Raw genomic sequence first — 20639 nt, 5'->3', positions numbered from 1 at the left:
GATGAGCCGGTCATGCCAGGTGTGTGTGGCGCGATGTTGATTTCCAAGGCGCTGCGGCGCCAACTGACGAGGATTGCATGAGCAAGCAGATTCTGATTCTTCCTGGCGACGGCATTGGCCCGGAGATCATGGCCGAAGCGGTCAAGGTGCTGACGCGCATCGATGCGCAACATGATTTGGGTTTCAGCCTGGTGTACGACGAACTGGGTGGCGCGGCCTACGACAAGTACGGCAGCCCGCTGGCCGACGAAACGCTGGAGCGCGCGCGCGCTGCCGACGCGGTGCTGCTGGGCGCGGTCGGTGGGCCGCAATGGGACACCATCGACCCATCGTTGCGCCCGGAGCGGGGCCTGCTCAAGATCCGCTCGCAGCTTGGGTTGTTCGCCAACCTGCGTCCGGCACTGTTGTATCCGCAGCTGGCCGAGGCCTCCACGCTCAAGCCGGAGGTGGTATCCGGGCTGGATCTGCTGATCCTGCGCGAGCTTACCGGCGGCATTTATTTCGGTCAGCCGCGGGGCACGCGCACATTGGAAAACGGCGAGCGTCAGGCCTACGACACGCTGCCATACAGCGAAAGCGAGATCCGCCGCATCGCCAAGGCCGGTTTCGAGATGGCCCGTTTGCGCGGCAAGAAGCTGTGTTCGGTAGACAAGGCCAATGTGTTGGCATCGAGCCAGCTGTGGCGTGCCGTCGTCGAAGAAGTGGCCAAGGACTATCCAGACATCGCGCTGTCGCACATGTACGTGGACAATGCGGCGATGCAGTTGGTGCGTGCGCCCAAGCAGTTCGACGTGATCGTGACCGACAACATGTTCGGCGACATCCTGTCCGACCAGGCGTCGATGCTCACCGGCTCGATCGGCATGCTGCCCTCGGCCTCGCTGGATGCCAACAGCAAGGGCATGTACGAGCCGTGTCATGGCTCGGCGCCGGACATCGCAGGCAAGGGCATCGCCAATCCGCTGGCCACCATCCTGTCGGTGGCAATGATGTTGCGCTATACGTTTGCGCAATCTGCTGCCGCTGATGCGATCGAGCAAGCAGTCGGTAAGGTGCTCGACCAAGGCCTGCGCACTGCCGACATCTGGTCGGAAGGCACGACCAAGGTTGGCACGGTGGCAATGGGCGATGCAGTGGTGGCCGCGCTGTAACAGCGATCGCTTCCTTGATGCGTCGTGGCTGTCCTGGTGGCTATCGTTCTTCTGACGATAGCCACTTTCGTTTGGCGGCTGCCTCATCCGTGACCACATCATTCAACCGAAGCATCTGCATGAACCTGCGGATGGTGTACGCAGGAGTGGTCGGCATGCAGGTCGGTCGGTAGCGCGGCGCCGCATCCGATGTCGGGACGCGCCGTCAATCCGTCCCTGGAGGCTCGGTGGCGGCATCCATGCCGCCACACGGTCCCGCCCCCGGACGCGGCACCACGCTCCCAGCATGCCCTCTGCATTTCTTTCCGTAACCGATAGCAATTGGTGGTGCTTGCGCGGGTGCCGGCGTGGGACCTTGAGCGGCATGGATGCCGCGCCAGAGCCTACACGGACGTACTTGCGGCGTGTCCCACACCGGCACGCGTGCAAGCGCCCGCAGCAAACCGACGCATTCGCGTGGAACTCCGGATGTCGTGCGCAAGATTGACCGGTAGGCGGAGTCGGCCGGCGGCGCGGCGCCGCATCCGGTGTCGGGACACGCCGTAAATCCATTCCTGGAGGCTCGGTGGCGGCATCCATGCCGCCACACGGTCCCGCCCCCAGACGCGACACCACGCTCCCAAGATTGCTACTGCTGATCGGCAAGCAATGCGTCAAGCACGTGTTGATGCCTGCGGACTTCCTGGCCGATGTAATCGGCAAGCCACCTATCTGCTCACGTCGCCAGGATGGACGCTCCGAAGGACCTCCAGCCCGGCATGCGCTCTGCATTTCTTTCCGCACCCGATAGCAATTGGTGGTGCTTGCGCGGGTGCCGGCGTGGGACCTTGAGCGGCATGGATGCCGCGCCAGAGCCTACATGGACGTACTTGCGGCGTGTCCCACACCGGTACGCGTGCAAGCGTCTGCAGCAACCCGACGCATTCGTACAGAACCCGCAGATGCTGCCCCCAAGATCGGTGGCGCGGCGCCGTATTCAGTGACGGTAGGCGCACGGGCGCCCGCAGCAAATCGACGGCCTTGCAAGAAAGTTGGAACACCAAACACCAGAACGGCCAGCAGATCACACTGCCGGCCGTCAGGTTTGCATCGTCCAGCGAATGAGCGGTGTTACGCCACCGCAGCCGTCTTGCCGGCAACCACGCCGCGCTCGCGCTGACGCAGCAGGCGGTTGGCCACATCCAGCCATGCCAGGGCGCTGGCTTCGATGATGTCCTTGCTGGTGCCGGTGCCTTCGTATTCCACGCCATCGTGGCGCACGCTCAGGCTGGCTTCGCCGCGCGCATCTGCGCCGATGCCCACGCTATGCACCTGGTAGCTGTCCAGCTCCAGCTTCACACCGGTGGCCGAGGCCAGTGCGCCGAAGAGCGCATCCACCGGACCATTGCCCTGCGCGGTTTCGGCCACGCGATTGCCTTCCGGGTCGGAGAGTTCCACCAGCGCATTGGCACGGCTGCCGACATCGCTGATGGTCATCGACGCCAGGCGATAGCCTTCCTGCACGGTGGCGTCCTGCATCAAGGCCTGCAGATCCGCGTCGGTGACCACGCGCTGCTTTTCGCACAACGCCTTGAACTGCTCGAAGACCAGCTTGACCTCTTCTTCCTCCAGCAGGTACCCCAAGGCACGCAGGCGCTGTTCCACCGCCGCGCGGCCGCTGTGGCGGCCCAGCACCATCTGCGAGGACTCCCAGCCCACGTCTTCCGGACGCATGATTTCGTAGGTGCCGCGATGGCGCAGCATGCCGTGCTGGTGGATGCCCGACTCGTGCGCGAACGCATTGCCGCCGACCACTGCCTTGTTGCGCTGCACCGGCATGCCGACCAGGCGCTGCAGCAACTGCGAGGTGGAGACGATGCGAGGGGTGTTGATGTCGGTATCGATGTTGTAGAACGCACCGCGCACCTTCAGTGCCATGGTGATTTCTTCCAGCGCGCAGTTGCCGGCGCGCTCGCCGATGCCGTTGATGGTGCACTCGACCTGCCGTGCGCCGCCTTCGATCGCCGCCAGCGAGTTGGCCACCGCCAGGCCCAGATCGTTGTGGCAGTGCGCGCTGAAGATCACGGTGTCGGCACCTTCCACGCTGGCGATCAGGCGCGAGAACATGCCGCGGATCTCTTCCGGCGTGGTAAAGCCTACCGTGTCCGGCAGATTGATCGTGGTGGCACCGGCGGCGATCGCCACGCGCGCCACCTCGGCCAGGAAATCCTCTTCGGTGCGGGTGGCGTCTTCGGCGGAGAACTCGATGTCGTCGATATAGCCGCGCGCCAGCGTCACATGCTTGTGCACCGACTCCAGCACCTGCTCGCGGCTCATGCGCAGCTTGTGCTCGCGGTGCAGCGGGCTGGTGGACAGGAAGACATGCAGGCGCGGATTGGCGGCCGCCTCCAGTGCACGTGCGGAGGTCTCGATGTCGGCCTGCAGGCAGCGCGACAGCACCGCCAGCGTGGGGCGACGCAGCTCGCGGCCGATCATCGCGACGGCCTCGCGGTCCGAATGCGAACTGGCCGGGAAACCGGTTTCGATGATGTCCACGCCGAGTTCGTCCAGCGCGCGCGCCATCACCAGCTTTTGCTGGGGCGTCATGCTGCAGCCGGGGGATTGCTCGCCGTCGCGCAGGGTGGTGTCGAAAATTCGGATACGCGGGGTCTGGTTGGATACGGTCGTGTTCACCAGGAAGACTCCTCTACGGCGATGGCGGTGACAGGCGTTGAAGCGACTGCGGATGGGCGGGAAAGAACGGGTGTTTCGGGAAGTGACTTGGCGCTGCGTTCGTTGCGAAGTCGCTCGGTATTGCGACGACGCGGCTTGCGTGGCGGCCGCGGCCGCACCTCGGACAAGAGTGTGGCCAGAACAGTTGCGTCGATATTACCGCCAGAGACCACCGCACACTTGCGTTTCCCCGAAACGCGGCGGCCGGCGGCCAAGGCCAGCGCGCCAGCGCCCTCGGCGATGACGTGTTCTTCCAGGGCCAGGCGCACCAGCGTTTCGCGTAATTCGGCCTCGCGCACGATCACCACATCATCGAGCAGGCTCGCGCACAGGCGACGGGTCAGAAAGCCGGGAATCTTGACCTTCACGCCGTCGGCCAGGGTGGGGACCGGAGCGATTTCACGCAGATCGCCACGTACGGCGCGCGCCATCGAATCGACACCTTCCACCTGCGCGCCGACGATGCGCACGCCTTGCGATTTCAGCGCCAGCGCCACCCCGGAGGCCAGCCCGCCGCCGCCGATCGGCACGATCACCACGTCCGGCGCATGCGCGGCCAGCTCGATGCCGACCGTGCCTTGCCCGGCGATCACATCCGGGTCGTCGAAGGCGGACAGAAAACGGTAGCCGTTCTGGTCGGCCAGCTCGCGCGCGAACGCAAACGCCTCGTCGTAGCTGTTGCCATGCTGGCGGACGGTGGCGCCCCAGTGCGCGACGCCGGCGATCTTGGTCTGCGGCGCGCCGTAGGGCATCACCGTGATGGCCTGCACGCCCAGCCGGTACGCCGACCACGCTACGCCTTGCGCATGATTGCCGGCCGAGGCGCAGATCACCGGGCGCTCGTCGCCGCGTTCCAGCCCTGCCAGCAAGGCATTCAAGGCACCGCGCACCTTGTAGGAGCCGGTGCGCTGCAGATTTTCCAGCTTCAACCACACACCGAAGCGCTCGGCGTAATGCAACGGCGTGGGCGACAGATACTTGCGCAGGCGGGCCTGCGCGGCCAGGACGTCGGCCACGCTGACCGCCACGTCGCCTACGTCTGGCTCCTGCGGGGAGGGGCGGCCGGAATCAGGCATTGCGGCACGCGCACGGCCGATCCGGGAGAAGACACCTCCGGACAGCAGTTTCATGCTCGCGCGAGGTCCGGGCGTTCACGCCGCGACCTCGACCGAGTCCAGCGCGGTGATCGTCACCGACTCGCAGTCGTACACCTTCTCCAGCTGCAGGCGCAGCGTCTCCGGCGGGCGGGTGCTGTCCACGTCCAGTTGCAGATGCCAGCGGCCGGCATCGTCCGGGGCGCTGGCGCCCTGGATGGCGCAGGGGCGGAAGCCGCGTCGCTCGGTCATGCCGAGCACGCGCACCAATGCGCCTTCGGCCGGCTTCAGCACCAGGTCAAGCCGGTAACGCATGCGATGTCTCCTTGGCCGCGTGTGCGGGATTGCTGTCCAGCATGGTGCTGTTGGCGTTGTTGGGCGGCACCAGCGGCCACACGTTGGCACGCGCGTCGATGGCCACATGCAGCAGGCCGGGGCCGGGTTGCGCCAGCAGTTCGGCCAGTGCGGCATCGACATCGCCGCGCGCGATGATGCGCTTGGCCGGGATGCCGAAGACCTGTGCCAGGGCGGCAAAATCCGGGTTGTCGGACAGATCGATTTCGCTGTAACGCTCGGCAAAGAACAGTTCCTGCCACTGCCGCACCATGCCCAGCGAGCTGTTGTCCAGCAGCACGATCTTCACCGGCAGCTTGCAGCGCGCGATCGTCACCAGCTCCTGCACGTTCATCATGAAACTTCCGTCGCCGGAGACCAGCACCACGGTGCGGTCGGGGCAGGCGAACTGCGCGCCCATCGCCGCCGGCAGGCCGAAGCCCATCGTGCCGAGCGCCCCGCTGGTGAGGTGATTGCGCGGATCGCTGAAGCGGCAATGCTGGGCCACCCACATCTGATGCTGACCCACGTCGCAAGCGATGATGGTGTCGGCCGGGGCCACTTCGCTCAGGCGCTTGAGCAGCGCCGGCGCGTAGATATCGGTGCCGGGCGCGTCGTAACGCGCGCCGAATTTTTCGCGGTTGGCAAAGCAGCGCGTGCGCCATGCCTGGCAATTGCCGCGTGCTGCGCTCAATGCCTTCAGACTGACCGCCACATCGCCGGGCACGGCGATGTCGGCCGTACGCAGCTTGGAGATTTCATACGCATCGGCATCCAGATGGATGACGCGCGCGAATGGTGCGAATTCGCTCAACTTGCCGGTGGCACGGTCATCGAAGCGTGCGCCGACCACCACCAACAGATCGCATTCCTGGATCGCCATATTGGCCGCGCGGGTGCCGTGCATGCCCAGCATGCCCAAATAATCCGGATGCGCATGCGGCAGCGCGCCCAGGCCGCGCAAGGTCAGCGCGGTGGGAATGCCGGTGGCTTCGACAAAGCGCCGAAACGCCTCCACCGCACCGGCCAGGGCGATGCCGCCGCCGCCGTACACCACCGGGCGTTCGGCACTGGCGATGGCCGCCAGCGCTTCGGCCAATTTCGCATCCTCCGGGGCCGGAGGCGGCAACACTGCCGCCGGCACATGATCGGGCAGATGCGAGGCATCGGCGATCTGCACGTCCTTGGGCAGGTCGATCAGCACCGGCCCGGGGCGTCCCTCGCGCGCGATGCGGAACGCTTCGCGCACCATCTCCGGGAGATCCTCCACACGCCGCACCAGAAAGCTGTGCTTGACGATTGGCATGGTCATGCCGAACACGTCCAGTTCCTGGAACGCATCGGTGCCCAGCAGGGGCGTGGCGACCTGGCCGGTCAGGCACACCATCGGGACCGAATCGAGCATCGCATCGGCGATGCCGGTGACCAGATTGGACGCGCCCGGGCCGGAGGTGGCCACGCACACGCCGACCCGGCCGCTGGCACGGGCGTAGCCATTGGCGGCGAGGGCGGCGCCCTGTTCGTGACGGACCAGGATGTGCTTGAGCCTGGAATCCACCAGGGCGTCGTAGAACGGCATGATGGTGCCGCCCGGATAACCGAACAGCGTTTCCACGCCTTCGGCTTCCAGGGCCTGCGTCAGCCAGCGCGCGCCGTTGCGGGGCGTGCTGTGTGCGGAGGTGTTCATGCGTTGCGGACCTTCGGTGTTAGCGGTGGGGGTGCGGCGGCATTACGCCGCTTGTTGATTCGCAGGTGCGGCGGCGGCCTGCTGCTGACCGTTGAGCCACACCATCTTGGCGCGCAGCTTCTTGCCCACTTCCTCGATCGGGTGCTCCAGATCGGCCTGCTTGAACTTGTTGTAGTTCGGCAGGCCGGCTTCGTATTCGGCCACCCAGTTCTTGGTGAAGGTGCCGTTCTGGATATCGGTCAGCACGTCCTTCATGCGCGCCTTGGTGCTGGCGTCGATCACGCGCGGGCCGCTGACATAATCGCCGTATTGCGCGGTTTCGGACACGAATTCCAGCATGCGGGTGATGCCGCCTTCGTAAAACAGGTCCACGATCAACTTCAGTTCGTGCAGCACTTCGTAGTACGCGATCTCCGGTTGGTAGCCGGCTTCCACCAGCACTTCGAACCCGGCCTGCACCAGCGACGAGGCGCCGCCGCACAGCACGGCCTGCTCGCCGAACAGATCGGTTTCGGTCTCTTCTTTGAAAGTGGTCTTGATGATGTTGGCGCGCGCCCCGCCCAGGCCGCCGGCATAGGTCAGCGCGAACTGCTCGGCCTTGCCGCTGGTGTCCTGGTAGACCGCATAGATGCACGGCACGCCGCGGCCGATCTCATATTCGCGACGCACCAGCGCGCCCGGACCCTTCGGCGCGACCAGCACCACGTCCAGATCGGCGCGCGGGGTGATCATGTCGAAATGCACGTTCAGGCCATGCGCAAACAGCAGGCAGGCGCCTTGCCTCATGTTCGGGGCGATGACCTCTTCGTAGAGCTTCTTCTGCACCATGTCCGGGGTTAGGATCGCGACCAGGTCGGCACTCTTGACCGCCTCGGCCGGCGCCACCACGGTGAAGCCGTCGGCCTGAGCCTTGGATTCGGTCGGGCCACCGGCACGCAGGCCGACGGTGACCTCGAAGCCGGAATCGCGCAGGTTCAGCGCATGCGCGCGGCCCTGGCTGCCGTAGCCGATGATCGCGATTTTCGGTTGGGTGTCGTTGCTCATGGAGTAGTCCTTGCGGGGTTGGCAGTGGGAAAAGGATCAGCCGGCAGCGTCAGGGGCTGGCCGGCCGAGCAAAGCGGGGATGGACGACGGCACCGGCCACGCAGGCACTGCACCAGCGCAGTGGTCGGCGCGGGTAGGGCAGCTGGTGGCGATGTCGGTGATGTCGTTCATGTCATTCGAAACTTTTGGTGGTCCCTGAAACGCGAAACCCCGCGCCGTTGCCGGTGCGGGGTCTGATCGAAGCCTTGTGTGTCTGTTGCCTACACGAAGTCCCGTCCCGCACCGGTTGGCGAGGTAATAAGTACGAGCACGAGAAGCGACGCTGCCGACGCGCCGATGGGCGCGGACACTGGGGCGTTCGAGGTGGTGTGGCGGTGCGACATGTGGCTGAGATAACCATCGCTGCAGGTGGGGTGTCAACCCTTGCGCATGAAACGGCCGCATCAATCGGCGCTGTGCCGCGCGAAACCGCGTGGCAGCAGCATGGTTGCTGTTGAAACCGCATCGTTGCAGGGTGGTGACGGGCGATGCGAGTCACTAAATGCGCGGTATTTGTGCTGACAGGCAGCGCTTGTCGAGCGAGGCGGCCCGACCCGCTGGTATGGTTGGCCACTTACCTGTGGTGTCCGGGGATCTTCTGTCATGCGTCGCGTACCTGTGTTGTTGATGTCTGCCCTGGCGCTGCTCGCGCCGCCCCTCACTGCTGCCGACCGGATCACCGGGCAGCCGTTCGCCACCCGCTCCGAAGTCATCGCCCCGCATGCGATGGCGGCCACCTCGCAGCCGTTGGCCACCCAGATCGCGCTGGATGTGATGAAGGACGGCGGCTCGGCGGTGGATGCGGCGATTGCTGCCAATGCCGCGCTGGGCCTGATGGAGCCCACCGGCAACGGCGTCGGCGGGGATCTGTTTGCCATTGTCTGGGACCCCAAGACCAGCAAGCTCTACGGCTACAACGGCTCGGGCCGCTCGCCCAGGTCGCTGACCCTGGCCGAGTTCCAGCGACGTGGGCTGAAGGACATACCGCCGACCGGCCCGTTGCCGGTCTCGGTGCCGGGCGCGGTGGATGGCTGGTTCGCGCTGCACGAGCGCTTCGGGCGCAAGCCGATGGCGCAGAACCTGGCCCCGGCGATCCGCTACGCCCGCGAGGGCCATCCGGTGGCCGAGACCATCGCCTATTACTGGGACCGCTCGGTGCCGCGCCTGTCGCAGTACCCCGGCTTCAAGGAGCAGTTCACCATCGACGGCCATGCCCCGCGCAAGGGCGAGCTGTGGAAGAACCCGAACCTGGCCAACACCTTGCAGCAGATTGCCGACGGTGGCCGCGATGCGTTCTACAAGGGCGACATCGCCCGCACCATCGGTGCCTATTTCAAGGCCAATGGCGGCTACCTGAGTTACGAGGATCTGGCCAGCCACACCGGTGAGTGGGTGGAGCCGGTGTCCACCAACTACCGTGGTTATGACGTCTGGGAGCTGCCGCCCAACAGCCAGGGCATCGCCGCGCTGCAGATGCTCAATATCCTGGAAGGCTACGATTTCTCCAAGATTCCGTACGGCTCGGCCGAGCATGTGCACCTGTTCACCGAAGCCAAGAAGCTGGCCTTCGCCGACCGCGCGCGCTTCTATGCCGACCCGGCGTTCCAGCCGGCGCCGCTGGCCAGGCTGATTTCCAAGGACTACGCCGCGCAGCGTCGCGCGCTGATCTCCATGGACAAGGCGCTCAAGGAAGTGCAGCCGGGCACGCCCAAGCAGCTGGAAGAAGGCGACACCATCTACATGACCGTGGCCGATGCCGACGGCATGATGGTCTCGTTGATCCAGTCCAATTACCGCGGCATGGGCAGCGGCATGGCCCCGCCCGGGCTGGGCTTCATCCTGCAGGACCGCGGCGAGATGTTCGTGCTGAAAAAGGATCACCCCAACGGCTATGCGCCGGGCAAGCGGCCGTTCCAGACCATCATTCCCGCCTTCGTCACCAAGGACGGCAAGCCGTGGCTGAGCTTCGGGGTGATGGGCGGGGCGATGCAGCCGCAGGGGCACGTGCAGATCGTGATGAACCTGGTGGACTTCCATATGAATCTGCAGGAAGCCGGCGACGCGCCGCGCATCCAGCATGAAGGCTCCACCGAGCCGACCGGCCAGGCCACCGCGATGAGCGACGGCGGCGAGGTCAACCTGGAAACCGGCTTCTCCTACGACACCATTCGCGCACTAATGCGCAAGGGCCACCGGGTGATCTTTGCCGATGGCCCGTATGGCGGATACCAGGCGATCGCGCGCGACCCGGCCAGCGGGGTGTATTACGGCGCTTCGGAAAGCCGCAAGGACGGGCAGGCCGCCGGCTACTGAGCGGGCGCTTGCGGTGCGTGGCGCCGCTCAATTGCAACCGCAGTGCGCCGCTAATGATGGTGATGGATTAGGAAAGCCCATGAGCTCGATGCAACAGCCCGATCCGCCGTCGCAAACGCATGCGGCGCTGCTCCCCGATGCACCGGTCGCGCTGTTGCGGCTATCGGCCGAGGCCTGCGTGGTGGCCTGCAACCGCGCAGGCCTGGACGTCCTGGGCAAGACCGCCGGCGAGCTGCAAGGCGCACCGGCGTCGGTGTTGTGGGGATTGTCCGCAGCCGATCTGATCGGCGAAGACGGCGTCTGGGCGGCCCCGGGCGACGACCCGGCCCGGCGCGTGCGCTATGTGCGCGACCGCGAGTACGGTGGCTGGATGCTGTCGTTGCCGCATGTAGAAACCGCGATCCTGCTGCGCGAAGCCACCCGTCTGGCCGACGACAGCCGGCCGGTGCCGATCTCGCCGCTGCTGCAGCCGCTGGTGGCGCGCCTGCAGGCCGAACACGAAGACCGCACCGTGCTGGAGCGCACCGCCAACGCGTTGGCTGGTTGCGAGCTGGAACTGCTGCTGCCGCCCGGTCTGGCGGAGACCGATATGGGGCGCCGGCTGCAGGCCGGCTTCGGCAATCTGGCCGAAGCGATCCGCCAGGCCGTGGCGTTGTCGGTGCAGATCGCCGCCGAAGTGCCGCCGCTGGTGGCCGAAAACGACGGCATGGTGCGTCAGTCGCAGGCGCAGGCCGATGCCCTGGATGGTGCCCGCACGGCGGTGCAGCGGCTCTCTTCGAGCCTGCAGGACGTCAACGCCGATCTGACGCAGGTGATTGCGCTGGCCGCCAGTGCCGACGACAGCGCACGTCAGGGCGTCGCCGCCGCACATGCGCTGGGCCAGGCCATGCACGAAGTGGAACGTCGCGCCGCGCGTGCCGGCGAGGTCATCGAAGTCATCGACTCGGTGGCGTTCCAGACCAATATCCTGTCGATCAACGCCGGTATCGAAGCCGCGCATGCCGGCGATGCGGGGCGCGGGTTCGCGGTGGTCGCCACCGAGATCCGCCGCCTGGCCGAACGGGCGGCAGCGGCAGCGCGCGACGTGCGCGCGATCCTGGCCGAAACCAGCGCCGCAGTGGGCGAGGGTGCGGCCTCCGCGCGCGGCACCGAAGCGGTACTCGACGGCATCACCCGCGTGCTCGGCCAGGCCAGCAGCGCGATGACCACGGTGGCCGGGCGGATCCAGGCGCAGGACGGCGAGATTCGCGGCATCGAACGTGCCGTCGATGGCGTGGTGGCGCTGGGTCGCAGCAACCTGCAGCATGCCGCGCACGTGGCCGAACGCAGCGAGGCGCTGGAGCGCGGTACCGAAACGCTGCGCGATTGCGTGGGCCTGTTCCGTCTGCCGGCCGACCCGCTGACAGTGCCCCGGCACGCGCGCGTCAAGGAACTCACCGTGGCGACCGCCGCTCGTATCGGCACTGCCCTGGCGCAGGCCATCGCACGCGGCCAGATCGACGAAGCGGCGCTGTTCGCCCGCACCTACACGCCGATTGCCGGCGTGGAGCCGGCCAAGTTCACTACCGACTTCGATGCGCTTTGCGACGAGGTGTTGCCGGCCTTGCAGGAGCCGCTGCTGGATGCGCATCCGTGGATCGTGTTCGCCATCTGCGCCAATCCCGACGGCTATGTGCCCACGCATAATCTGCGCTTCACCCAGCCGCTGACCGGCGATCCCAAGCGCGATCTGGTCGGCAACCGCACCAAGCGCAAGTTCACCGACCGCGTCGGCCGCAGCGTGGGCGCACACACCGACCCGTATCGCCTGCAGGTCTACCGCCGCGACACCGGCCAGATCATGTTCGACCTGTCGGCCCCGATCTTTGTGGGCCGCAAGCACTGGGGCGGTTTGCGGGTGGGCTATACGCTGGAATGACGCGACCGCATGCGTGCACGTTAAAAAAAAAAGCCGCCGAAGATCGGCGGCAGGGAGAGAGAGCGGGTTTCTTGTTGTAGTGACTGCAGGCTAGCGGGGTGATGTGCCGTGGAAATGTCCCTGCATGGCGCCGCTGGCGTGCTGCGTGCCAGGCGGCCGCCTGCGTGTCAGCCCTGGCACATGCACAACGACCTCCCGAGGGAGGCCGTTGTGACAACCGGCGTATCCAGCCAGCGGGCCCGGCGGCCCAAGGGCGCGCGATCAGAAGCGCTGGGTGTACTGCAGGTAGCTGTAGCGTCCCGGGATGGCATAGGCCGAATCGAACGAGTTGGCAGAGGCGCTGAGCGCCACCGGCGGGTCGCGGTCGAAGACATTGTTCAAACCCACGCGCACAGTCGCATTCCACGGCAATTGGTAAGACACCTGCATGTCGTTGAACGCAGTTGCCGCGACGTGGCGATAATTGCCGGTGTCGTCCAGCTCCGAGTCGTAGTCCTTCATGCCCGAGTAGTAACGCACGGCCCAGTTGGCGGCCAGGTTGCCGTAGCTCCAGTCCAGGGTGAGCGTGCCGCGCGTGCGCCAGTTCGGGTTATCGGTGTGGTAGATGCCGTTGTAGCTTTCCCAGGCCGAATTGTCGTCCTGCTTCTGCTCGTTGACCGCCACGTAGGTCGAATCCAGCGTCAGCATGAACTGGCCGATCGCGGTCTGCGGCAGCTTGTAGCGCGCGGTGAAATCGTAGCCTTCCATGCGTTGCTCGCCGACGTTCACCGGCTGGATCACCAGGCCGGTGATGGCGCCGGTGGCATCGCGGGTGACCAGGTCGCAGAACGCCGAGACATTGAACTGATAACACTGCGACAGGATCTGGTTGGCGCTGAATTCGGTGATGGCGTCGGTGATCCTGATCTTCCACCAGTCCAGCGACACATCCAGGCCTTGCACCGAGGCGGGGCTGTAGACGAAACCGAGCGTGGCGTTCTTGGACTTTTCCGGCTGCAGGTTGGCGTTGCTGGTGTAGGTGAACGGATAGATGGTCTGGCCGGAGTTGCCGCTGGCGCTGTTGTACTCGGCTACGTAATTGGCCGGTACGCCGCCGGCCGCGCACGCGGCGGCAATCGCGCCGGTGTAGGAGGTGCTGTTGGTCGAGCAGGGATCGGAATAGGTATCGAAGCTGTCCGATGCGCCCAGGTACAGGTTTTCGATCGATGGCGCGCGGAAGCCGGTAGCGTAGTTGCCACGGATCAACAGGTCGGCGACCGGCTTCCACTTGAAGCCGAATTTGCTGTTGGTGGTGCTGCCGAAGGTGTTGTAGTCCGAGTAACGCACGGCTGCGCTCAATTCCAGCAATTGCGCACCGGCCACATCCTTCAGCAGCGGAATCGCCACTTCGGTGTAGTAGTCGTTGAGCGTGTACGAGCCGGAGGTAGGCGTAAACGAATTGCCCGAGGTGTAACCGGCCGAAATCAACGCATCCGGCGAGGAGAAGCCGCTTTCCTCGCGATGCTCGACGCCGGCGGCAAAGCTCATCCAGCCGGCAGGAAGCTCGAACAGATCGCCGGTGAGGTTGGCGGTGAAACTGCTGTTCTTGTACTGATAGGTGTTGTGCGCGGTAAACAGGATGTAGTCCAGCATCTCCTGAGTCACGCCACCGGCCGGCGACAGTGGGTTGAATGGCACGCAGCCGGCAATGACTGCGCCGCCGCTGTCCAGGCACGACAGGGTGCCATTGACGATGGCGGATGCGCCGAGCGCGTTGCCCAGGTTGAGCAGGTTGACGTCGCCGTACTGGGTTTCGGTCTGGTCGGTCTGATTGTGCGCAAAGCCCACATCCCAACTGAACTGCCTGTCCGCAAACTGGAAGTCGCCTTCCAGCCCGGTATACACGTGCGAGGTCTTGACGTCCTGCTGGTAGGTGCGCGCGAATTCGGTCAACCGGTGCGACCAGCCCACATCGCGTCCGTCGCCGCCGTAGGCGCTGTTGTACGGGTTGTAGTAGCTGTCGCCGCTCATCAGGATGCCGGTGTTGACCGAGGCCAGCGGAAAGCCGGCCAGCTGCTGTGACGATTGGCGGCGGTTGTAGAGTCCATCGAACTTGAAGCGCACGTTATCGGTAAGTGCGTAGTTGCCCTGCACGTACAAGGCATCGCGCTTCTGCGGCGTGACCAGGTAATTGTCCTTGGCATAGTTGTAGCCGTAGTCGGAGGTATTGAAGGCGGTGTACTGGTCCAGACCGTAGCGCGGATAATTGCTGTCGCCGCTGGCGGTTGCGCTGCCGGGCAACACGGTCCAGGCACCGCTGTTGCCACCTGCACGCAGACGGCCACTTGCCGAGTAGCTGCTGTAGGCCGACGACCCTGCGCCATACACCGGCTCGGCCGAGATCTCGCGGTCGCCTGCCATCACCGCATCTTCCTTGACGCTGGACAGCCCGATCACCAGATTGCCGCGCTCGCTGGTGGCGCCCACGGTGGCATCGAACGAGGTGCGCTGACCGTCGCCCTGGCCGTACTGGCCGACGTAGGCATTGACTTCGGCACCATCGAAATCGCTACGGGTGATGATGTTGACCACACCGGCGATGGCATCGGAGCCATAGATCGACGAGGCGCCGTCCTTGAGCACTTCCACGCGCTCCACGATGGCCGACGGAATGGTGTTGAGATCCACCGAGCCGGACAGGCCCGACACCCAGCGCCGTCCGTTGACCAGGACCAAGGTGCGCGAGGCACCCAGGTTGCGCAGGCTCACGGTGGCCGAGCCGTCGCCGCCGTTGTTGACGGTGGAGTTCATCGTTGCGCCATTGGAGGGGATGCGCTTGAGCACGTCGGCCACCGAGGTCAGGCCCTGCTTCTCGATGTCCTGACGCGTGAGCACCAGCACCGGTTGCGAATTTTCCACATCGACAGAGCGGATGCGCGAGCCGGTGACTTCGATCTTGTCCAGATTGGTCGGACTCTTGTCGGTCTGTTCCTGGGCAACGGCACTGGTGGTGATGCACAGGCCGATGGCGATCGCGAGCGAGCCCCGACGCAGGGTCGGGTGGAGCGTGGACATAGTCATGTGTACGGCGATTCCCGGTAGAGGAGGAACGACAGCGCGATCCCCGTTGGATGGCACCTGCGCATATACGTCTTCATCGACACGACACGCAGGCTTAGCGGGAATTTAACGAGCGGGTGTCGCCACCGTTTTTCGCCAATCGGCGCCTTGTTGCGCTGCGCCGCGCACAGTGCGCGGGCGCGCCATGCAATGCCGTGCGGACGCCGCACGTGTGCACCGCCGACCTGCGGTGGCAGGCGGAGACATATGTCGCTGTGGAAGGCGAGGCTACTGCTGCACGCTCTGCCAGGTGGGCAGCGTTCGCTGCTCAGAACGGCATGCGCCGCTGGCGCACTCGGTGCGGGCGCGTTGCCGACGCCCCGCGATATTTTTTTCAGCCGCGCAGGGTGCGATGTGGTTTAATCGCCGCCGAAGTGGGGGTACCGCAGTGCGCTGCGGTTGAGATAGTCCCTTCGAACCTGATCCGGCTGATACCGGCGTAGGGAAGCTTCGTTAGATGCGATGGTCCGTGCCTGTACGGGCGCATCGCCATTGAGCGCCGCCGCTTCGTCCGCCTGCGAATCCTTCGCAGGGCCAGCGCCGTGGGTGCTGGTCTTCCAGCACACAGGACGAACGCCATGAATGCCGCGCCGACCGTTTTGCAGCAACAAGCCCAGTCGCTGTCCGAGGCTGTGACCCAGCCGATTCCAGGCTCCCACAAGATCTTCGTGCAGGGTTCGCGCGCCGACCTGCAGGTGCCGATGCGCGAGATTGCATTGACCCGCACACCGACCCTGTTCGGTGGCGAGGACAATGCGCCGCTCAGCGTCTACGACACCTCAGGGCCGTATACCGACCCGCATGCCGCGATCGATCTTGCCGCCGGTCTGGCGCCGCTGCGCGCGCGCTGGATCGCCGAGCGTGGCGATACCGTGGCGCTGGATGGCCTGAGTTCCAGCTTTGGCCGCGGCCGCGAGCACGATGCGCGCCTGGATGCGGTGCGCTTTCCTGCGCGGCGCCTGCCACGCGTGGCGCGCGAGGGTGCCAATGTCACCCAGATGCATTACGCGCGGCGCGGCATCATCACCCCTGAAATGGAGTTCGTGGCGATCCGCGAAAACCAGCGCCTGGAAGCGGTGGCCGACGCGATGCTGCGCAAGCAGCATCCGGGCGAAGCCTTCGGTGCCGCGATCCAGCAATGCATCACACCGGAATTCGTGCGTGACGAAATCGCACGCGGCCGCGCGATCCTGCCCAACAACATCAATCACCCGGAAAGCGAGCCGATGATCATCGGTCGCAACTTCCTGACCAAGATCAACGCCAACATCGGCAACAGCGCGGTGTCGTCCGGCATTGCGGAAGAGGTCGAAAAGCTGGTGTGGTCGATCCGCTGGGGCGGCGACACGGTGATGGACCTGTCCACCGGCAAGCACATCCACGAAACGCGCGAATGGATCATCCGCAATTCGCCGGTGCCGATCGGCACGGTGCCGATCTATCAGGCGCTGGAAAAGGTCGACGGGCGTGCGGAAGAGCTTACCTGGGAGATCTTTCGCGACACCTTGATCGAGCAGGCCGAGCAGGGCGTGGATTACTTCACCATCCACGCCGGCGTGCTGCTGCGCTATGTGCCGCTGACGGCAAAGCGGGTGACCGGCATCGTCTCGCGCGGCGGGTCGATCCTGGCCAAGTGGTGCCTGGCCCATCACAAGGAAAACTTTCTCTACACGCACTTCGAAGACATCTGCCAGATCATGAAAGCCTATGACGTGGCGTTTTCGCTGGGCGATGGCCTGCGCCCGGGCTGCATTGCCGATGCCAACGATGCAGCCCAGTTCGGCGAGCTGGAAACGCTGGGCGAGTTGACCAGGATCGCCTGGAAGCACGATGTGCAGACCATGATCGAAGGTCCGGGGCACGTGCCGATGCAGCTGATCAAGGAAAACATGGACAAGCAGCTGCGCGAATGCGGCGAGGCACCGTTCTATACCCTGGGGCCGCTGACCACCGATATCGCGCCCGGCTACGACCACATCACCAGCGCCATCGGTGCGGCGATGATCGGCTGGTTCGGCACCGCGATGCTTTGCTATGTCACGCCCAAGGAACATCTGGGCCTGCCCAACCGGCAGGACGTACGCGACGGCATCATGGCCTACAAGATCGCCGCACATGCTGCGGATCTGGCCAAGGGGCATCCCGGTGCGCAGGTGCGTGACAACGCCTTGAGCAAGGCGCGTTTCGAATTCCGGTGGGACGACCAGTTCCATCTCGGGCTGGATCCGGAAAAGGCCAGGGAGTTTCACGACGAAACCCTGCCCAAGGAGGCGCACAAGCTGGCGCACTTCTGCTCGATGTGCGGGCCGCATTTTTGCTCGATGAAGATCACCCAGGACGTGCGCGATTACGCGGCCGAGCACGGTATGGGCGAGGCGCATGCCTTGTCGGCGGGAATGGAAGAGAAGTCGGCGCAGTTTCTGGCGCAAGGCGCGCAGGTGTATCGCGCCACGTGACATGCGGCAGCATCGTCACGTTGCAGCAGACCGACTGGCTGCTTAGGAAAAATTCAGCTTCGGCTTAGTCAGATCGCAGCGTGGTACGCAAGTGCCGCGCGGTGACTGCGTTGCAAGCGGTTACAGCCCGCAAGCATTTCGCGGCATTTTCCTGAATCGCAGATAAAAAAATCGCGCCAGAGGCGCGAAGGGGACATCGTAATTATTTGAATTCGTCGGCGAGAGAGAGAGAGCCTGACGTCGCCACCTGTCGTAGGGAAGCAACGAGGCATAGAGTAAAATTTGCACCAAATGGATGCATGACACAGTTGGTTGTGGTCCTTTGCTGAATTTGGCGTTTCGCGCGAAGTGCGTGTTGCGTTCTTTGTAGTCCTTGCATGCCGATGCGTGTTTCTTGCCGATGAGTGTTCCTCCCGCTAATGCCATGCCATCGGGCCGGTTACGTGTCGGCCAATGCGTGGTCGACGTCGCCTCGCGCGAAGTGCACGCGCCCGGTGCCAAGCGCGCCGCGCGTCTGGCACCAAAATCCCTGGCGGTATTGCTGACGCTGGCGCGGCAGCCGGGCCAGGTGGTGACGCGCGAGCAGCTGCTGGCCGAGGTCTGGCCCGACACCTTGCCGACCAACGACGTGGTGACCCAGGCGGTCACGCAGCTGCGCAAGGCATTGGCCAGCAACGGCAGCCAGCGCTTCGAGCATATCGAGACCATCGCCAAGACCGGCTATCGGCTGCTGGCCCCGGTTGCGTGGGAGCAGCCGTCGGACGGTCCGGCCGATGTTGCCGCGCCCGCAACGGCGGTGACCGCATTGGACAACGAGCCCGACGAGCGCAACCGCACCGCCGGCGTCACCGCCACTACCGCGCTGCAGCGCAGCCTGGTCACCCGGCAGCCTCCAGCATTGGTTCCGCCTGCGTCGGCTGCAGTGCGGCAGCGCCGATGGATGGCCTTGGCAGTGGCCAGCGTGGCCTTATTGGTGGTGCTGGGACTGGCGGCGCGGACGCTGTGGATGCGCGCGCCGGATCGCGACGCGGCAGCGGCCTCGGCAGTGCTCGGCAGCCCCAAGCGCCCGTACCAGATCATCACTGCGGGCGGCGGCTTCGATCTCATGCCCAGCCTGTCGCCGGACGGGGCGATGGTGGCCTATGCCTCGCTGACCAGCGATCGCGCAGGCACCTCGATCCTGGTCAAGACCACCAACAACGCCTACCCGCGCGTGCTGGACACGCCGGCGGCCGGTATTTCCGATCGGCTGCCGGCCTGGTCACCGGATGGGCGCGAGATCGCCTTCTCGCGGCAGGCGCCCGATGGCAGCTGCCGCATCATGATCGCTGCTGCCAACGGCCCGGCTGCCGCACGCGAGGTGGCGCGCTGCGATGGCGCGGACATGCTGAGTTTCAGTTGGTCGCCGGACGGCCGTGCCCTGCTGTTCGGCAGCATGACCGGCATGCACGGGTCGCCGCGCATGCGGCGGCTGGATCTGGAAACCGGCCAATGGCAGCCGCTGCGCTACAGCGCGCAGTCGAGCGACTTTGACTACACGCCGCGCTATTCGCCCGACGGGCACTGGATCGTGTTTCTGCGCAATCCGCAGCTTGGCGATCTGTGGCGCATTCCGGCAAGCGGCGGAACCGCCGAGCGGCTGACCCACGACAACGCCGATATCCGTGGCTGGAGCTGGTTGCCCGACGGCAGCGGGCTGATCTTCGGGCGTCGTGTGGACAGCGAAGCGCGGCTCTACCGGCTCGATCTGGTCGACCGCAGCCTGCATGACCTCGGTGTGGACGATGCGCAGGCACCGGATGTGGCGCATGGTCATCTGGTCTTCGTGCAGCGCAAACCGCAATTTGGCGTCTATCAGGTCATTCACGACCCCATGAATGGCGGCTACATTCGCCGCCGGCTGTTTCCTTCCAGCGGGCGCGACGATCAGCCGATGATCGCGCCGGACGGGCGCCAGTTGATCTTTGCCTCCAATCGCTCCGGTGCGTACGGCCTGTGGTGGGGCGATGTCGGCAAGCCCGGCTCGGTGCGCCTGATCGAAGGCCTGCGGCCGGATGCGCGCCAGGCCGCCGACTGGTCGGCCGACTCGCAACGCGTGCTGGTCAGCGGCAGCGATGCGCACGGGCATGCGGCACTGTTCGAAGTGACCCCGAGTACCGGCAAGGCGCTGCGGCTCCCGGTGCCGCAGCCGCGGCCGTTGCAGGCGATCCATGTTCCCGATCCCGATCGGTTGTTGGTGGTGGCTGCCGCCGATGACGGGCGCACCTTCGCCACGCTCTACGACAGACGCAGTGCTCCATGGCGCGCGCTGGCGTCGCTGCAGGACGTCTCGCAGTTGCGGCTGGACCGCGCCAGCGGCCAGGTATTGCTGACGCGTCTGACCGGCGGCGGGCTATGGCAGGTCGCCCCGTCGCTGGCCGCCGACACCTTGCGACCGGTCGATCCGCAGCAGCCATCGCGCTGGCGTTATCGCAGCTGGGCTCCCGGCGCGCGCGGGCAATTGCATTACCTGTCGTCCACCGACGCCTGTGCCACCTATGACAGCGACCTGCGCGGCGGTGTCGGGCGCTGCATGGATGCGGCCAAGTACACCACCATCAATGGTTTCAGCGTGGATCAGCGCAGCGGCGCGTTGTATGTGGCATTGGCAGAAGAAGACGGCAGCTCGATTGCCTTCATGGCGTTGCCGGAGCGCCTGGCCACGCCGTTGGGTGTGATATCCAACCTGTTGATCGTGTTGAGGAAAATTGCTTCGTAAGTTTTTCGGAAAGACTTCGTGGCAATTTCGGCAGA

At 65.3% G+C, this 20639-nt stretch carries 11 protein-coding genes and 1 riboswitch; of the genes, 5 read left to right on the top strand and 6 right to left on the bottom strand.

Features of this window, described 5'->3' with window-relative positions; genetic code table 11:
• Positions 1-77 precede the first annotated feature (77 nt).
• Positions 78-1151, top strand: coding sequence for a 3-isopropylmalate dehydrogenase (gene leuB, locus ABQ039_RS15940; protein ID WP_349778670.1), 1074 nt, complete (start codon positions 78-80; stop codon positions 1149-1151).
• A gap of 1110 nt (positions 1152-2261) precedes the next feature.
• Here leuB and ABQ039_RS15935 read toward each other — a convergent pair.
• The 5 genes from ABQ039_RS15935 to ilvC form a co-directional block, all read right to left on the bottom strand.
• On the bottom strand, positions 2262-3824 hold the full coding sequence (locus ABQ039_RS15935) for a 2-isopropylmalate synthase (RefSeq protein WP_024940104.1): 1563 nt from the start codon (positions 3822-3824) through the stop codon (positions 2262-2264).
• Positions 3821-4891 carry a threonine dehydratase gene (locus ABQ039_RS15930; RefSeq protein ID WP_374057871.1) on the bottom strand — a complete coding sequence of 357 codons (1071 nt, stop codon included), beginning with the start codon at positions 4889-4891 and terminating at the stop codon, positions 3821-3823. The genes ABQ039_RS15935 and ABQ039_RS15930 overlap by 4 nt, the downstream gene beginning before the upstream one ends.
• Positions 4892-5014: 123 nt before the next feature.
• Positions 5015-5272, bottom strand: a complete 258-nt coding sequence (locus ABQ039_RS15925; RefSeq protein WP_024940102.1) for an ACT domain-containing protein — start codon at positions 5270-5272, stop codon at positions 5015-5017.
• Entirely contained in the window at positions 5256-6977 is a 1722-nt protein-coding gene (gene ilvG, locus ABQ039_RS15920) for an acetolactate synthase 2 catalytic subunit (protein WP_104589723.1), read from the bottom strand. Before ilvG ends, ABQ039_RS15925 begins: the two co-directional genes overlap by 17 nt.
• 42 nt (positions 6978-7019) lie before the next feature.
• Positions 7020-8021, bottom strand: a complete 1002-nt coding sequence (gene ilvC, locus ABQ039_RS15915) for a ketol-acid reductoisomerase (protein WP_349778674.1) — start codon at positions 8019-8021, stop codon at positions 7020-7022.
• A 642-nt stretch (positions 8022-8663) separates the two neighbouring features.
• Here ilvC and ggt point away from each other — a divergent pair.
• Positions 8664-10373 (top strand): gamma-glutamyltransferase, encoded by a 1710-nt coding sequence (gene ggt / locus ABQ039_RS15910; RefSeq protein WP_166770336.1) that lies wholly within the window; start codon positions 8664-8666, stop codon positions 10371-10373.
• 79 nt (positions 10374-10452) lie between these two features.
• Complete coding sequence (locus tag ABQ039_RS15905) at positions 10453-12291, top strand: methyl-accepting chemotaxis protein (RefSeq protein ID WP_349778673.1); 1839 nt, start codon at positions 10453-10455, stop codon at positions 12289-12291.
• Positions 12292-12552: 261 nt separating this feature from the next.
• Here ABQ039_RS15905 and ABQ039_RS15900 read toward each other — a convergent pair whose 3' ends face one another.
• A complete protein-coding gene (locus tag ABQ039_RS15900; protein WP_154833377.1) occupies positions 12553-15324 on the bottom strand; it encodes a TonB-dependent receptor in 2772 nt (923 codons plus the stop codon).
• A 432-nt stretch (positions 15325-15756) separates the two neighbouring features.
• Positions 15757-15854, top strand: a riboswitch (TPP riboswitch).
• 114 nt (positions 15855-15968) lie between these two features.
• Here ABQ039_RS15900 and thiC point away from each other — a divergent pair.
• The gene (gene thiC / locus ABQ039_RS15895; protein WP_184611288.1) at positions 15969-17846 is read left to right on the top strand and encodes a phosphomethylpyrimidine synthase ThiC; all 1878 of its coding nucleotides are present in this window, start codon (positions 15969-15971) and stop codon (positions 17844-17846) included.
• Positions 17847-18270: 424 nt separating this feature from the next.
• A complete protein-coding gene (locus ABQ039_RS15890) occupies positions 18271-20604 on the top strand; it encodes a winged helix-turn-helix domain-containing protein (protein WP_184611286.1) in 2334 nt (777 codons plus the stop codon).
• Positions 20605-20639 lie beyond the last annotated feature (35 nt).

This window comes from Xanthomonas sp. WHRI 6108 (genome assembly GCF_040202385.2).
GTDB lineage: Bacteria > Pseudomonadota > Gammaproteobacteria > Xanthomonadales > Xanthomonadaceae > Xanthomonas > Xanthomonas arboricola.
The sequence above is the reverse complement of the archived record's forward strand: the minus strand, read 5'-3'. Positions and strand labels throughout refer to the sequence as shown.

Excerpts from the sequence above, each read along its gene's own strand:
- leuB (WP_349778670.1), top strand. The coding sequence starts at position 78 with ATGAGCAAGCAGATTCTGATTCTTCCTGGCGACGGCATTGGCCCGGAG.
- ABQ039_RS15925 (WP_024940102.1), bottom strand. The coding sequence starts at position 5,272 with ATGCGTTACCGGCTTGACCTGGTGCTGAAGCCGGCCGAAGGCGCATTG.
- ilvG (WP_104589723.1), bottom strand. The coding sequence starts at position 6,977 with ATGAACACCTCCGCACACAGCACGCCCCGCAACGGCGCGCGCTGGCTG.
- ilvC (WP_349778674.1), bottom strand. The coding sequence starts at position 8,021 with ATGAGCAACGACACCCAACCGAAAATCGCGATCATCGGCTACGGCAGC.
- ggt (WP_166770336.1), top strand. The coding sequence starts at position 8,664 with ATGCGTCGCGTACCTGTGTTGTTGATGTCTGCCCTGGCGCTGCTCGCG.
- ABQ039_RS15905 (WP_349778673.1), top strand. The coding sequence starts at position 10,453 with ATGAGCTCGATGCAACAGCCCGATCCGCCGTCGCAAACGCATGCGGCG.
- thiC (WP_184611288.1), top strand. The coding sequence starts at position 15,969 with ATGAATGCCGCGCCGACCGTTTTGCAGCAACAAGCCCAGTCGCTGTCC.
- ABQ039_RS15890 (WP_184611286.1), top strand. The coding sequence starts at position 18,271 with ATGCCATCGGGCCGGTTACGTGTCGGCCAATGCGTGGTCGACGTCGCC.